We start from the raw sequence: 15,723 nt of genomic DNA on the forward strand, positions 1-15,723 counted from the left end.
AGAATATGAAAAATCTTAGCAGATTATTTTTCGCTATGTTGCTTGTATTGAGCTTTAGCAAAGCCAACGCACAGGACGCTAATAACCCTTGGGCAATTGGGATTGGCGCAAACGCAGTAGACTTTTACCCAACAGGTGAAGACGGACAAGGTGGAATCTTTGACCAGTACTTTAATTTTGGAGACCACTACAACGTTTTGCCTTCACTATCTTCAATTTCAGTTTCGAGATATTTATCAGACGGTTTTTCTTTAACTGCAGCTGGTACTATCAACGAAATCAGCAAAATGGGCAATACACGCGTAGATGATTTATCATACTATGCAATAGATGGTACAGTTAAATACAGCTTTGCCAACCTATTGAATTCAAAGGTTTTTGAGCCTTACCTAGGAGTAGGTGGTGGTTACACTTGGGTTGATGACATCGGAGCTGGTACCGTAAATGGAACTTTAGGTTTCAATGTATGGTTTTCAGAGAATATTGGGATCACAGTTCAATCTGCATACAAACATGCATTTGAAGATTACCTAGCTACACATTTCCAACACACTGTTGGTTTAGCTCTTAAATTTGGTGGAAAAGACACTGATGGAGATGGCATTTACGATAAAGATGATGCTTGTCCAGACGTACCTGGTTTACCACAATTTAACGGCTGTCCAGATTCAGACGGTGATGGTATCGAAGATTCTAAAGACGACTGTCCTAACGAAGCAGGTTTAGCTGAATTTAACGGTTGTCCTGATACAGATGGTGACGGTGTTCCAGATAATATGGATGATTGTCCTACAGTTCCAGGTTTGAAAGCTTTAAAAGGTTGTCCAGATGCTGATGGTGATGGTGTTCCAGATCATTTAGATGAGTGTCCAAACCAAGCTGGTCCTGCTGCTAACAAAGGTTGTCCTTGGCCAGATAGAGATGGAGACGGTGTTTTAGATAAAGATGACAAATGTCCAGATGTTCCTGGTACAGTGGCTAACAACGGATGTCCAGAAAACAAGCCAACTGTAGAGAAAATGAAACAATTGAACGACTACGCTAGAACAATCTTATTTGATACAGGAAAAGCTACATTCAAAAAAGAATCTATCCAAACGTTAAATTCAATGAATGCGATCTTCAAAGAATTCCCAGAAGCTACTTTTGCTCTTGAAGGATATACTGACAGTGTAGGTTCAGATAAATCTAACCAATTGCTTTCTGAAAGAAGAGCTAATGCGGTAAGAGATTGGTTAATTGCTAATGGCATTGATCAAAATCGTTTGACTGCAAAAGGTTTCGGTGAAGAAAATCAAATTGATTCTAATGCAACTGCTGCTGGAAGAACTAACAACAGACGTGTAGAAGTAAAACTTACAAACTAAGTTTTAAAATAAATAATTGAAAAGACGCTCCGATATTCGGGGCGTTTTTTATTTTTATACAATGACAAGTTTTTTAAAAGAAGTTTTAGACGATATACAAAAGAAAGGGCTGGACATTTCTGAGCTCACTTTTATTTTACCAAGCAAAAGAGCGGGTACCTTTTTAAAAGATATCCTTTCTAAATCCATTGATCGAACCATCTTTGCTCCGGAAATTTTATCCATTGAAGAGTTTGTTGAAAGTTTATCTGAACTCCATTACGCCAGCAACACCGAACTTCTATTTAGTTTCTATCGGGTTTATCAGGAATTGACACCTGAATCTGAACAGGAAACCTTTGATCAATTTTCAAAATGGGGACAACTTTTACTTCAGGATTTCAATGAAATTGATCGTTACCTCATCGATGCCGATCATATTTTTGATTATTTAAAATCTATTAAAGAAATCAATCATTGGTCTTTAGCAGAAGAGCAAACCACTTATATCAAAAATTATTTAGCCTTCTGGAACCGATTAAAAATATATTACAATAGGTTTAGGGAAGCGTTAATTCTGAATAAAAAAGGTTATCAAGGCTTAGTCTATAGACAGGCTGCAAACAGCCTTGAGCCCTATATAGTCTCTCATCCTAACAAAAAGCATATTTTCATTGGTTTCAACGCTTTAAATAAGGCTGAAGAGCGCATTATTCAAGAATTACTACAACAAGATCTGGCGATCATCTATTGGGATATCGATACCGTCTTTTTAGATAACCCTATCCATGATGCCGGATTATTCATAAGACAACATTTAAAAACCTGGCCGTTTTTTAAGCAAAACGATTTTAATTGGATTGGTAACAACTACCGTTCAGAAAAAAACATTCATACGATTGCCGTTCCAAAAAACATTGGTCAAGTTAAATATATTGGAGAACTACTAGATACCTTGCCACAGGCCGATCTAAAAAAGACTGCCGTAGTTTTAGGCGATGAAACGTTGTTGATGCCTTTACTTAATTCCATCCCTCAAAAAGTTGAAGCCATCAATATTACCATGGGGCTTCCTCTTAAATCAGTACCCTTGGCATCCTTATTTGACTTGCTTTTCAAGATTCAAAAAAACCATGTCAATCAACTGTACTATAAGGACGTTGTTGCTATATTATCACATTCGTTTATCCAAACGGTTTTGACTCATGAAAACCATAATTATGGTAATCATATCATAAACTATATTCAAAGCAATAACATTGTTACCCTAACGGTTGAAAAAATAATAGCCCTAGCAAAAGCTAAGGAGCATGTTATAACAACGCTATTCCAATCCTGGGAGAACAGTCCTGAAAAGGCATTTAAAAACTGCACGCAACTCATCTTAACCTTAAAAACACAACTCGATTTAGAAAAATCTAAAAATCTGTTGGCGCTCGAATACCTATACCGATTCAATCAAATTTTTAATGAGCTTCAACGTTATAACGAAACCTATAAGCTCATAAGCAATAGCACAACTTTGCATTATCTCTACAAAGAACTGTTAAGCAATGAAACTTTAGATTTTCAAGGTGAACCATTACAAGGTTTACAAATTATGGGTATGCTGGAATCTCGTGTCTTAGATTTTGAAACGGTCATCATTTCATCAGTTAATGAAGGCATTCTTCCGGCAGGAAAAAGCACCAATTCATTCATTCCTTTTGATGTAAAGCTCGAGAACGGATTACCAACTTATAAAGAAAAAGATGCGGTTTACACCTATCACTTCTACCGATTGTTGCAACGTGCAAAAAATGTATATATCATTTATAACACAGAACCAGATGTTTTAAACGGAGGGGAAAAAAGCAGATTCATAACACAACTGCAAATTGAAAACATTCATACTATAAAGCATAGCATTGTTGCTCCAAAAGTAGAAGTCGCACAAAAGGAACCTAAAGTCATAAAAAAAACAGAGACCGTTATCAAACGTTTACAACAAATTGCCGCTAACGGATTTTCGCCATCCTCATTAACAAATTATATAAGAAACCCACTTGATTTTTACTATGAGAAGGTCCTCAAGATTCAAAACTTTGAAGATGTTGAAGAAACCGTTGCAGCCAACACTTTAGGAAGCGTCATCCATCAAACCTTGGAAGATTTTTATACCCCACACAAAGGACACTATTTGACCGAAGAACACTTAAAGCAAATGAAAAACCTCATAGATGGCAATGTCACACATCACTTTAAGATGTTTTACAAAGAGGGCGATATGACAAAGGGGAAAAACCTGATTATTCTTGAAGTGGCCAAACGTTATATCTTAAACTTTATCAATAAAGAAATTGAAACTTTAAAAGAAGGCCATCAAATTAAAATAATAGATCTCGAAAAGGAACTGGATATCCTCGTTAACATCCCAGAATTGGATTTTAAAGTGCGTTTAAAGGGCACAGTGGATCGCATAGATGAATTTGATGGCACACTCAGGATCATTGATTACAAGACAGGAAAAGTCAGCCAAGGCCAAGTGGAAATTATAGATTGGGAAGATATCACTCTGGATTATGACAAATACAGCAAGAGCTTCCAGATTTTGGCTTATGCCTATATGATAAACGAGACCCAAGAGTTTTCTCAAACCATTGAAGCAGGCGTCATTTCCTTCAAAAACTTGCAAGGCGATTATTTCTTAAAGTTTGGAATAAAACCGTCTTCAAGAAGCAGAGATAAAGAGCATGGAATTTCAAAAGACACCTTGGAAGCTTTTCATAGGGAGCTCAAAAAACTGATTTTAGAGATTTGTAATCCTGAAATTGATTTTATTGAGAAAGAGGTCCGGAAATTTTAATTGAGACATTCCCTTTTAATAATTTTGAAAGACCTATTTGTAAGTTAAACTCAACTTTCAATTATTAGCAAAATGAACAAAACAAAAAAAGCAACGCTTTCACGTTGCTTTTTCCTGTGGAGAAGATCGGGCTCGAACCGACGACCTCTTGACTGCCAGCCAAGCGCTCTAGCCAACTGAGCTACATCCCCAAATTTATTTTAATGAACGGCAAACTTACTATATTTTTCTATATATCCGCTTCAATTTTGCCTTTTAATTCTAATGATTAAAAGAAGTCTATTTTAATCCGCTCAAAACTAACACTGGCAATTTTGAACTATTAAAGTCTTTCTTTAGAATGGTATTATTTTCCCATATTTTGGTAAAAAAACCGCGCTTTCTGCGTACCACACATAACAAGTCTGGATTACTTACTTTATAGTTTTCCAAAACGCCCTGAAATGTTGTGGCATTTTCACTATAAATCGTGTTGTCCACCAAACTTGCCAATTCCGCGTTGACTTCAAAATCGCCTTCGTTGTGAAATGGTGTTTGCACCAAAAGCAATTCAATTTTGGACTTGAACTTATTTTTCATAGAAATTAAGGGATCTAAAACATCTTCTTTTTTAATAACAGCTGATTTTAAGGCTACTAAAATATTTTCGATGGGCGCAAACTTATAGTTTTCTGGAACAATCAACGCAGGAATATTTGTGCGCTTAATAATCTTACCTGAAGTTTTCCCTAAATAGACCTCTTCTTTGATAGAATTGGTTCTTGGCTCAATTAAAATCAAATCAATATCTGCCGTCTGACAAATCAATTCTATAGTATCTACCAATTTTCCTTTGAAGGTCTTTACAACGACCTCAACACCGGCAGTATCCACTTTTTCCACGTGTGCTTTTAAGAAAGCTAAACTTTCTCTCTCTAAGATATCATCAACTTTTATCATGGTGCCCGCCTTAGTGTAGACATTAAATATTTGAACAACATATAACTTTGCACCAAATGCCCTGGCAAAATCCACTGCATATTGCAAATGACTTACTGCATTATTTGACGTCCCTACTGGAACTAATATATTTTTCATATCTAAATTTAACACTAAATTTAGGCAAAAATAAACATTAAAATGATTCGGAAAGCGACTTCCTCAGATATTGAAAATATTATGCTCTTGACAAATGCCTGCGCCAAGAACATGACTAGCAAGGGCATCTATCAATGGAATGAGCACTACCCTAATGCCGAAGCCTTTCACAACGATATTAAACGTGATGAACTGTATGTATTGGCGCATGACCATAAAATCGTCGGTGTTATTGTAATTTCTACCTTTATGGATGATGTATACAAGCCTATAACATGGCTGACACCAAGTGGTAAAAATATTTATATCCACCGATTAGCAGTGGATCCCGAATACCAAGGACGAGGATTTGCTCAACGACTAATGGACTTTGCCGAAAAATATGCTTTAGATAATATGTATAACTCAGTCAGATTGGACACTTTTTCTCAAAACGAGAGAAACCAAAGATTTTACGAACGCCGTGGTTATAAGCGTTTAGGATCCATTTATTTTCCCAACAAAAGTGAACATCCGTTTTACTGTTATGAAATGGTTTTATAACTTAGAAATGTTATTTTGCCAAGCGAACAAAACAAGTACCTTTGGAACTATATATTTTAAAAAAAACTATGGAATTTCTTGAATTTATGAGTGGCAATGGCTTGTTTTTAGTATTAGCCGTGATATTGGTTGTTATTTATGTTTATAACCGAAGAAAAAAGAAGTAAGATTATCTAGTTTTTAACCACCCTGTAATGCTCAATCGTTCCGTTTTGACCGGCCTTACTTCGTGTTCAATAATCTGACTTTCAAAAATAACCACGCGACCCGGAAAAGGATAAATTATTTTTTCGACCTCCATGCCTTGGTCATCTAAATATAACACCAATTCCCCGCCATTCTCTGGCAACCAACCGGCCTCGTTCAAATAACACACAAAGGATAATTTGCGTCGGTCATCATTCTGAAAGGTATCAATATGACGTTTATAAAAGGTGCCTGTAGGATATAAAGCATAATGAAATTCTTTACGCAGAATCCCCAAAAAGCAGGTTTTATTCAAATAAGTGATTAGATGATTAATTTTATTAAAGAATAAGGATTCAGCCGCGTTGGTATGTGCTTCATCAATCCATAAAATGACATCGCCTCTTATAGACTTTACAATAATTTCATTGACTCTATTTCCAATTGCTGCTTTTTTAAAGACGTCTTCTTCATGTTTAGCGATTAAAGACTGTCTTAATACGGAAATCTCCTCTGCAGTGAAAAAATCTTCAACGACGGCATACTTTTGAGTCACAATATCGTTGATAATCCTCTCATATAAGGGATTTTCAACAAATTCAATATCTTCGAAAAGCGCGTTCATTTTATCATAACTATTTATTGACTTTGGATATAAAAAAGTGCCAAATTTCGATCAAATGTAATCTAAAATCAGATTCCTTTTACAAATTGAATATCTTTGCAATAAATTGACGTTATATGAGCAAAATTCGAATTACAAAGCAATTTTCTTTTGAAACTGGTCATGCCCTTTATGGCTATGATGGCAAGTGTAAAAATGTGCACGGACATAGTTACAAATTATCGGTCACGGTGTTTGGAACTCCAATTAGTGATACTTCCAACGTAAAATATGGGATGGTCATTGATTTTTCAGATTTAAAGAAAATCGTTAAAAGTGAAATTGTTGATGTTTTTGACCACGCTACGGTATTCAACAAAAACACGCCACATGTAGAATTGGCCAAAGAATTGGAAATTCGCGGCCACAATGTACTTTTGGTCGATTATCAACCTACTAGTGAAATGATGGTCATTGATTTTGCTGGGAAAATAAAAAAATATTTACCTGAAAACATTCAATTGCACTCTTTAAGACTTCAGGAAACTGATTCGAGTTTTGCAGAATGGTATGCGAGCGATAATTAAGTCCTCAGTGGGCAGTCCACAGTTAGCTGCGTTCACGAAACATTCGTAAATTCGTGGCTGTTTTCAATATCTCTATTTAATGAATATTCCAAAAGGAAAAAAAATATACTTTGCTTCTGACAATCATTTGGGAGCTCCTACTAAAGAAGAATCCTATCCACGCGAAAAAAAGTTCGTTGCTTGGTTAGACGAAATCAAGGAGGATGCTGCTGCCATTTTTTTGCTTGGCGATCTCTTTGACTTTTGGTTTGAATACAAAACGGTGGTTCCAAAAGGTTTTACCAGAACCTTAGGCAAGCTCGCTGAAATTAGTGACTCCGGAATTCCCATCTACTATTTCGTAGGCAACCACGATTTGTGGATGCATGGGTATTTTGAAGAAGAATTGAATATTGATGTCTTCCATAAACCAAAAGAGTTCATTTTTAATGACAAAACCTTTTTTATAGGTCATGGCGATGGTTTGGGGCCTTATGATAAAGGTTACAAACGCATGAAGAAAGTGTTTACCAATCCGTTTTTCAAATGGTGCTTTAGATGGTTACATCCGGATTTGGGCGTTAAAATTGCCCAACATCTTTCTGTTAAAAATAAATTGATTTCGGGAGATGACGATGCCAAATTTTTAGGAGAAGATAAAGAATGGCTGGTACAGTATTGCAAAAGAAAACTCCAAGACCAACATCGCGACTTTTTTGTTTTTGGACATCGACATCTTCCCATGGAGATTAAGTTAAACGAAAATTCTTCATATGTCAACTTAGGCGATTGGATCCAATATTATACCTATGGTGTTTTTGATGGTGATAAAATGGAACTAAAAACCTATTAAGTTTCCTTCTCATGCTCCTCCAAATCCTTCATGAGATCTAATTTTCTAAAGTATGGAGAGACGACTCCAGTAGTCACAACAGTTAATAAGGTCATGACGCCACCAAAAACGACGGCCGTCACTGTTCCCATGAGTTTTGCGGTCAATCCACTTTCAAAGGCGCCCAATTCATTGGAAGACCCAACAAACATGGAGTTCACCGAAGCCACACGTCCGCGCATATGATCTGGTGTTTTTAATTGTAAAATAGTTTGACGGATCACCATCGATACCCCGTCAGTAACGCCACTGAAAAACAAGGCCATCACGGAAATCCAGAAAATGGAAGACAAGCCAAACACAATAATACAAACGCCAAAGCCAAATATGGCGGTTAGGAGTTTCATTCCAGCATTTTTACTAATGGGAATATAAGCTGTAATCAACATGGTTAAAAAGGCACCGACTGCCGGCGCTGCTCTTAAAACGCCAAAACCTTCTGAGCCCACTTTCAGGATATCTTGTGCAAATATGGGTAATAAAGCCACGGCACCACCAAAAAGCACGGCCACCATATCTAGAGTTAAGGCACCTAAAACGGCTTTAGTCTTAAATACAAATTTGATGCCTTCCTTTAAACTTTGCATCACAGGTTCGCCAATTTTAGGATTTAAGATTGGTTTCTTAGAAATACGGAGCAAATTAATTAAAGCCATAAGCGCAAAGGCCATAATCAAGCACATGGACCAATGCACACCAATCCAACTAATGCTGAATCCAGCCAATGCAGGCCCAAGAACTGAACCTACTTGCCACGTGGAACTGCTCCAAGTTGCAGCATTGGGATATAATTTTTTTGGAACTATTAAGGCGATCAAAGAAAATACGGTGGGCCCTATAAACGCTCTGACCAATCCTCCCATAAATACTAAGGCATAAATACCGTAAAGAATCGTGTTTGTGGACCAATTTGCCACAACCATAGGCCAGGTCAATAAAAAGAGACCTAAGCTGATGACCGAAAAACCAATAATGCATTTGATCAGTAGCCCTCGTTTTTCATTCTGATCTACAATATGACCGGCGAACAAAGCTATTGAAAGTGCGGGAATAATTTCCATGAGTCCGATAAGACCAAGTGACCATGGATCTTTTGTTATGGAATAAACTTCCCATTCGATCACAACAAATTGCATGGACCATGCAAAAACAAGTGCAAAACGCACCAATAGAAACGTATTGAATTCCTTTATACGAAGGGCAGCGTAGGGGTCTTTTTTAACTGGTTTTTGTTTCATAGATATCAGACCTTTCGCAGTCAATGGATTTATAATCCTGAAAGGCGATTAATTTTAATAAGATAACCAAAGTTATAATTTTCTTTTTTCGTCAAATTCTGAATCAATTCTAAGATTTTAAATCTCTTAATTTCAATTGCAAACTCACAGTGCCTTGCCAGTGATTTTCGTCCACGGAATACACGGCTTTAAACGGTTTCTTGTTGGTAATTAATTCGCATTTATCTCCAAGATTAAAGCCGATGGCGACGATTCTATCCGAGTTATTCTGCTGGACGGTCACTCTTAAATGTTTATCATCTTCGCCAACACACTTGCCGTAACCGGTATCCTGCAAATTTTCAGTCATAAAAACAGGTGCCATATTTCCTGGTCCGAAGGGTGCAAATTGCTTTAGAATTCTGTAGAATTTCGGAGTAATATCTTTCAAATCGATGGGCATATCCACTCTGATTTCTGGAACCAACAACGCCCGATCGATGGTTTTGGAAACCTCATCTTCAAATGCTTGTTTAAACGCTTCATAGTTTTCTTCCTTGAGCGTTAAACCTGCGGCATATTTATGACCGCCAAACTGCTCAATATGTTCACTGCACGCTTCTAAGGCATTGTACACGTCAAATCCAGATACAGATCGTGCGGAAGCGGCCAATCTATCGCCACTTTTAGTAAACACCAAAGTTGGTCGGTAGTACGTTTCAATCAAACGCGACGCCACAATACCAATCACGCCTTTGTGCCAAGATTCTTGATAAACAACCGAAGTGAAGCGTTCGTGCTCCTCAGATTCTTCAATTTGCATTAAGGCTTCTTGAGTAATGAGCTGATCAGCTTCTTTTCGGTCGGTGTTGAATTGTTCAATTTGAAGCGCGTAGGTTTTTGCAAGTTCAGCATCTTCTTCAGTCAGCAAAGCCACGGCATGATTCCCGTGTTGCATTCGTCCTGCGGCATTTATTCTTGGCGCCACAATAAAAACGACATCGGTTATGGTCAACTCCGTTTTTTTAGTCTGATCAATAATGGCTTTAATTCCTGCACGCGGATTTTGGTTAATCACTTGCAATCCAAAATAAGCCAAAATCCTATTTTCTCCAGTAATAGGAACGATATCGGCACCAATCGCCATAGCAACCAAATCCAGATATTCGATTAAATCCTCAATGGTTTTGCCGTTTCTGGAAGCTAAAGCCTGAACTAATTTAAAACCCACACCACAACCGCACAACTCATCATAAGGATAAGAACAATCGTCTCGTTTTGGATCTAAAATAGCAACGGCATCAGGAAGTTCGGCACCTGGCCTGTGATGGTCGCAAATGATAAAATCGATACCTTTCTCTTTAGCATAAGCAACTTTATCGATGGCTTTGATACCACAATCGAGCGCTATAATCAGCGAAACATCATTGTCATGTGCAAAATCAATTCCTTTTATGGAAACGCCATAACCTTCCTCATAACGATCAGGAATATAAGTGGCAACAGCATCTGTTCTTGTTTTTAGATAGGACGACATTAAGGCCACTGAACTCGTTCCATCCACGTCATAATCACCAAACACCAAAATATTTTCCCCGTCGGCAAATGCTTTTTCAATGCGTTCCACGGCCTTGTCCATATCCTTCATTAAAAAAGGATCATGTAACTCATCAAGACTTGGCCTAAAAAACTGTTTGGCGTCTTCATAAGTCTCAATGCCACGTGAAAGCAATAAGGACGCAATGGCATCCTCCACTTGAAGTGCCTCACTCAAATGCTTTACTTTAGAAAGTTCTGGTTTTGGTTTTAGAGTCCAACGCATTTTTTAGTTTCAAGTTTCGGGTTTGAAATGTTTCAAGTTTAGTATTTATTAGACCTGACAGGTTTTCCGCCTGCGCTGAAGCTTCGGCGGACAAGTAAAAACCTGTCAGGTCTTGATCCAAACTATTTATTTATTATGATAATGTATTGACGTGTTTACTTTGGCAAATTTCCGGAACATTTCCATAACGCCACAATATTTCTCGATGGATAAATCGACTGCTTTTTTAATTTTATCTTCGTTTAAGTTTTCGCCATAAAAGTGATATTCTACAGAAACGGTATGGTAAATTTTTGGATGCTCTTCGGTCAATTGGCCATAAGTATCCATTCTGAAATCTGAAATCTGAACTTTCATTTTGTCCAAAACAGATACCACGTCTAATCCTGAACATCCCGCCAAAGCAGAAAGCATCATAGCTTTTGGGCGTAATCCAGAATTATGGCCGCCGTGTTCTTCAGAAGTATCCATAAAAAGGGTTTTTCCGCTTGGGTTATCGGATTCAAATTGTGAGTTGCCTTTCCAGTGCGTGATGACTTTATCTTCCATTTGTATAAGTTTTAAGTTAAAAAGTATTTGAAGTGCCAAGTACTTCTAAGGTTATATTCTTTTATCCAAAAATACCACTAAATATTAAGATTAGGCCTTCTAGGAAAGCGCAATATATTTAGTGTCAAAAAGAAATTGATAATTTACAAAACCTAACAAAGTTTGTTATGAAATTTTCAAAAATTCATGTTCTTTGATAATCAAAAAGATTAGCTAAACCATAATTTGGGTCAAGTCACGTCACAGTAATATTCTGTGCACCGATTTATTTTAGCGTTAAAATGGAAAATCATGAATACACCTGGGAAAACTTTTACTTATTTATTTATAATAATAATTCTAATTTTAGAAATAATGAAATCTGTCAGAATTTGCCAACTTAAAGAGGTAGAATCCCCAACAATTGAATCGATTGGAAATTATGAAATGAAATCAAAAATAGATTATCTAAAAAGCACAGATTCCATCATAAAGATCAACAAGCCTAATTGAAAATTATTTATAATCCAATTTAAGAATTCAGGATAGCTTTGATTGCTAGATTCAACTCCGGCACAACCTCCTTCTCAAACCATGGATTCCGAGTCAACCAAAACCGATTTCTCGGACTTGGATGCGGCAATGGAAAATAGTTAGGTAAGTATTCTTGATAATTATCTACCGTTTCCGTCAAGGTTTTCTTCGCATCTTTCTTCAAATAATAACTTTGAGCATACATTCCAATCAACAATACGAGTTCAACATTGGGCATAAATTCTAATAACTGTTCATGCCATTGTGGAGCGCATTCTGAGCGCGGTGGTAAATCGCCACTTTTACCTCTACCGGGATAACAGAAGCCCATCGGCACAATGGCGAACAATTTCTCGTCATAAAACTGTTCGTTCGTCACGCCTAGCCATTTTCTCAATTGTTTGCCACTGGCATCATCCCATGGAATTCCAGAAGCGTGCACTTTAGTGCCAGGCGCTTGACCAATAATCATAATCTTGGCATCGGCATGAGCAGTCACTACCGGCCTTGGTCCAAGTGGCAAATGAGCTTTGCACGTACTACAGTTTCTTATATTTGAGAGCAAATCCTTCATAACTTATCGTCTCCTATTTTCATTCTCCATCATCTTTTTTAAGTCCATGCTAAAAGAAGGATACGACATGATCATATGCTTAAATGCCTTAACGGTCATTTTATTATATATTGCCGTGGCGAAAACGTTGATACTCTCATTGGCTTCAGGACTCAACAGATGCGCGCCCACAATTTCGTCAGTGCGCTCATTCACTAAAATAGTGTAGGCATAAGTATCCTCATTTTCCTTTTTCGCATTGTACCAACCGCTGCAATCGCCTTGATAAACCTTGACGTTTTTATATCGCGACTTGGCTTCTTCCTCCAAATAACCGACGGATGACAAATTTGGAGTTGTAAAAACGGTTGAAGGCACACAGGGCACATCCAAAGTTTTCGAGTTCTCCTTGACGACATTGTTCCCGACAATATATCCCTGTAACCCAGATAAAGGCGTCAATGGCAAGGATTTATTCGAAACATCGCCACAGGCATAAACCTTTGGATTGGATTTGCTTTGTAGATGATCATTAACCACAATACCGTTGTCATCGGCTTCAATCCCAGCTTTATCCAAATCGAGCACAGCAATTGATGGCACTCTTCCCGTCGCATTAATTACTTTTTTGGATTTATGGGTTTTGGACTCGCCGTCTTGATTATAGGAGACTTTTAAATTCTTTTTTAGTTTTTTAAGCGCAGCGACCTCAGCATTAAAAACAAATTTAATTCCTAAACTTTTTAATTTCCCTATTAATTTTTCAACCAAATACGGATCAAAATCTGCAAGAGCATTATTTTCCTTTTCGACAATTGTGACCTTACAACCTAACGTCGCCAACATACAGGCAAATTCCATAGCGATATAACCTGAGCCAATAAACGTGACGGATTTTGGAATTTTCTTCCAGTTGAGAATGTCCTCACTTACCTTTAAATATTCTTTGCCTTCAACATCTAATGGCCTTGGAATATTTCCGGTAGCGATCACAAAATAATCAGCAGATATCACCTTCCCTTCTAATTCGACCTCATTGTCACTGATAAATTTAGGCGAATGATGGTAAAGTGACATGCCTAAATCGGTTAACTTTTGTTCAGTATTTGGTGGAATTGGATCAGAAAACGATCGTTTAAACTTCTGAACTTTTTTCCAGCTCAGCTTTGGCTTTTCCTCAACTCCGAACCCTTTTAAATTCTGGCTTTTATAGAGGAGTTCTGAAAACTGAAGCATGATGCGTTTGGAATCACAACCTCTGTTGGCGCAAGTACCACCAAATTCCCTATTGTCCGTAATGGCAACGTTTAAGTTTTGAGCTCTACAAATTTCTGCAGCGGTTTGTCCTGCGACGCCACTTCCAATAATCAAAACGTTATAATGCTTTTTTTTCATAATCTTCTTATCTGAGCAAAAAGATACTGAAGTTTTAAGCAGAAAATGTTATGAAAAATCTAAAGTTTGAAATGCGCTAAGATTTATGCTTTCCAGCAACAACGATCACAATTTCGCCTTTTGCAGGTTTTGCAGTGAAGTGTTCGAAGACTTCTTTTGCAGTTCCTCTAACGGTTTCTTCATAGAGTTTCGTCAATTCCCTCGATACGGAAATTGAGCGATCTTCGCCAAAATACTCGCAAAAATGAGCTAAGGTTTTAAGAAGTTTGTGTGGACTTTCATAAAAGATAATTGTTCGGGTTTCTGCCGCCAGAAGTAGTAATCGGGTTTGTCTCCCTTTTTTAACCGGCAAAAAACCTTCAAACACAAATTTGTCGTTTGGCAATCCACTATTGACCAGCGCCGGGACAAAAGCAGTTGCACCTGGCAGACAATCCACTTCAATATTATTTTCAATACAGGCACGCGTCAATAAAAATCCTGGATCAGAAATGGCAGGCGTTCCTGCATCACTAATTAATGCCACTGTAGTACCCGATTTGATCTTTTCAATCAAATGCTCCACCGTTCTATGCTCATTGTGCATGTGATGCGATTGCGCAGGCGTTCCAATTCCATAATGCTTAAGGAGTTTACCAGAAGTACGCGTGTCTTCGGCCAAAATTAAATTAACTTCTTTTAGAACCTCAACAGCCCGAAAAGTCATATCCTTTAAATTTCCTATAGGTGTGGGTACGATGAATAATTTGCTCATTAATTAATCGAACTTGCCTTCTATAATAGTCATAAAACGCGCTTCAACATCTTCCTTTCCTAACCAACCATTATAGTCTGGCTTCACAATATTTTGAATTAAATTCTCAGCTTCACCAAAAGAACTTGACGTATTGATTTGAGAAAGTACGCGTTCATAATCTTCACGTTCGCCATCAAAAAGATACTTTATAAAAGCAATTTTATCATTTAAACCAATATTAAGACCGTGTTTAAGTTTGTCGTTCAGAGATTTTTTGTGAGGATCCTGAGATTTTGAAGACGGCACCGGATCAAAAACTGGCATGTTTTTAAAATCGGCAGTCAAGGAATCAAAATCATTTTTGGACTCTACTATTTTGACCTCCTCAACCTTATTCTCTTCAGCTTTAGCTTCTTCAATTCTGGACTCTTCAACTTTAGTTTCCTTATTTTTGGTTTCTTCAAATTGAGAAAGCGGCTCGTCAAAAAGCGCATCAATTGCATGGGCTTCATGTGGCATTTGCGCCACAATATCCTTAATCTTCTCCATGACGGGCTCCATGATGCCATCATCTTCTATTTCATCAAGGTTGACATAAATTCTATCGCCACGTTCAATATTATCACTCACTTCATTATTGAAAGCTACATCCAACATGTCAAAAAATGACGAATCAACGCCAATAGTCGGCGAATTTTGTTCTAAATTTTCATGGGCAAATTTCAAAACACTTAGTTTTTCATATAAAAGACCGGTCTCACGATGAAGCTCAATCACATTCTCTCTACCCTTCAGTTTTAGAATTCGATGTGCAATGCTCATTAGTTCAGACTCCAACTTCTTCTTCATAACTTTTAACTTTAATTCGATTTTATACTT

At 37.4% G+C, this 15,723-nt stretch carries 14 protein-coding genes and 1 tRNA gene; 5 read left to right on the forward strand and 10 right to left on the reverse strand.

Annotation, left to right across the window (positions count from 1 at the left end; translation table 11 throughout):
- Positions 1-5 precede the first annotated feature (5 nt).
- Both ACOH2D_RS06060 and ACOH2D_RS06065 read left to right on the forward strand, forming a co-directional pair.
- Entirely contained in the window at positions 6-1,367 is a 1,362-nt protein-coding gene (locus tag ACOH2D_RS06060) for an OmpA family protein (RefSeq protein ID WP_449534686.1), read from the forward strand.
- Between the two features lie 61 nt (positions 1,368-1,428).
- Positions 1,429-4,191: a PD-(D/E)XK nuclease family protein gene (locus ACOH2D_RS06065; RefSeq protein WP_449534687.1), complete on the forward strand. Its 2,763-nt coding sequence runs from the start codon at positions 1,429-1,431 to the stop codon at positions 4,189-4,191.
- A gap of 117 nt (positions 4,192-4,308) precedes the next feature.
- Here the strand turns inward: ACOH2D_RS06065 and ACOH2D_RS06070 are convergent.
- Positions 4,309-4,382: transfer RNA gene (locus ACOH2D_RS06070), tRNA-Ala, on the reverse strand.
- A gap of 88 nt (positions 4,383-4,470) precedes the next feature.
- Entirely contained in the window at positions 4,471-5,268 is a 798-nt protein-coding gene (locus ACOH2D_RS06075; protein ID WP_449534688.1) for a universal stress protein, read from the reverse strand.
- Between the two features lie 42 nt (positions 5,269-5,310).
- Here ACOH2D_RS06075 and ACOH2D_RS06080 point away from each other — a divergent pair, with 42 nt between their 5' ends.
- Positions 5,311-5,811: a GNAT family N-acetyltransferase gene (locus ACOH2D_RS06080; RefSeq protein ID WP_449534689.1), complete on the forward strand. Its 501-nt coding sequence runs from the start codon at positions 5,311-5,313 to the stop codon at positions 5,809-5,811.
- Positions 5,812-5,980: 169 nt separating this feature from the next.
- Here ACOH2D_RS06080 and ACOH2D_RS06085 read toward each other — a convergent pair whose 3' ends face one another.
- Positions 5,981-6,622, reverse strand: coding sequence for a 2OG-Fe(II) oxygenase (locus ACOH2D_RS06085; protein ID WP_348037098.1), 642 nt, complete (start codon positions 6,620-6,622; stop codon positions 5,981-5,983).
- A 116-nt stretch (positions 6,623-6,738) separates the two neighbouring features.
- Here ACOH2D_RS06085 and ACOH2D_RS06090 point away from each other — a divergent pair, with 116 nt between their 5' ends.
- On the forward strand, positions 6,739-7,188 hold the full coding sequence (locus ACOH2D_RS06090; RefSeq protein ID WP_348037100.1) for a 6-pyruvoyl trahydropterin synthase family protein: 450 nt from the start codon (positions 6,739-6,741) through the stop codon (positions 7,186-7,188).
- Positions 7,189-7,267: 79 nt separating this feature from the next.
- On the forward strand, positions 7,268-8,020 hold the full coding sequence (locus ACOH2D_RS06095) for a UDP-2,3-diacylglucosamine diphosphatase (RefSeq protein WP_348037102.1): 753 nt from the start codon (positions 7,268-7,270) through the stop codon (positions 8,018-8,020).
- Here ACOH2D_RS06095 and ACOH2D_RS06100 read toward each other — a convergent pair.
- From ACOH2D_RS06100 to ACOH2D_RS06130, 7 genes are all read right to left on the reverse strand, one after another.
- Positions 8,017-9,297 (reverse strand): MFS transporter, encoded by a 1,281-nt coding sequence (locus tag ACOH2D_RS06100; RefSeq protein WP_449534690.1) that lies wholly within the window; start codon positions 9,295-9,297, stop codon positions 8,017-8,019. The genes ACOH2D_RS06095 and ACOH2D_RS06100 overlap by 4 nt on opposite strands.
- A gap of 109 nt (positions 9,298-9,406) precedes the next feature.
- Complete coding sequence (gene recJ / locus ACOH2D_RS06105; RefSeq protein WP_449534691.1) at positions 9,407-11,098, reverse strand: single-stranded-DNA-specific exonuclease RecJ; 1,692 nt, start codon at positions 11,096-11,098, stop codon at positions 9,407-9,409.
- A gap of 126 nt (positions 11,099-11,224) precedes the next feature.
- On the reverse strand, positions 11,225-11,647 hold the full coding sequence (locus tag ACOH2D_RS06110; protein WP_348036563.1) for an OsmC family protein: 423 nt from the start codon (positions 11,645-11,647) through the stop codon (positions 11,225-11,227).
- A 511-nt stretch (positions 11,648-12,158) separates the two neighbouring features.
- Positions 12,159-12,734 carry a uracil-DNA glycosylase family protein gene (locus ACOH2D_RS06115; RefSeq protein WP_449534692.1) on the reverse strand — a complete coding sequence of 192 codons (576 nt, stop codon included), beginning with the start codon at positions 12,732-12,734 and terminating at the stop codon, positions 12,159-12,161.
- Positions 12,735-12,737: 3 nt separating this feature from the next.
- Positions 12,738-14,108, reverse strand: coding sequence for a dihydrolipoyl dehydrogenase family protein (locus tag ACOH2D_RS06120; protein ID WP_449534693.1), 1,371 nt, complete (start codon positions 14,106-14,108; stop codon positions 12,738-12,740).
- A 76-nt stretch (positions 14,109-14,184) separates the two neighbouring features.
- Entirely contained in the window at positions 14,185-14,862 is a 678-nt protein-coding gene (gene rsmI, locus ACOH2D_RS06125) for a 16S rRNA (cytidine(1402)-2'-O)-methyltransferase (RefSeq protein ID WP_348035827.1), read from the reverse strand.
- 3 nt (positions 14,863-14,865) lie between these two features.
- Complete coding sequence (locus ACOH2D_RS06130) at positions 14,866-15,693, reverse strand: DUF8457 domain-containing protein (RefSeq protein WP_348035828.1); 828 nt, start codon at positions 15,691-15,693, stop codon at positions 14,866-14,868.
- Between the last annotated feature and the right edge of the window lie 30 nt (positions 15,694-15,723).

Source organism: Gelidibacter sp. (genome assembly GCF_053579655.1).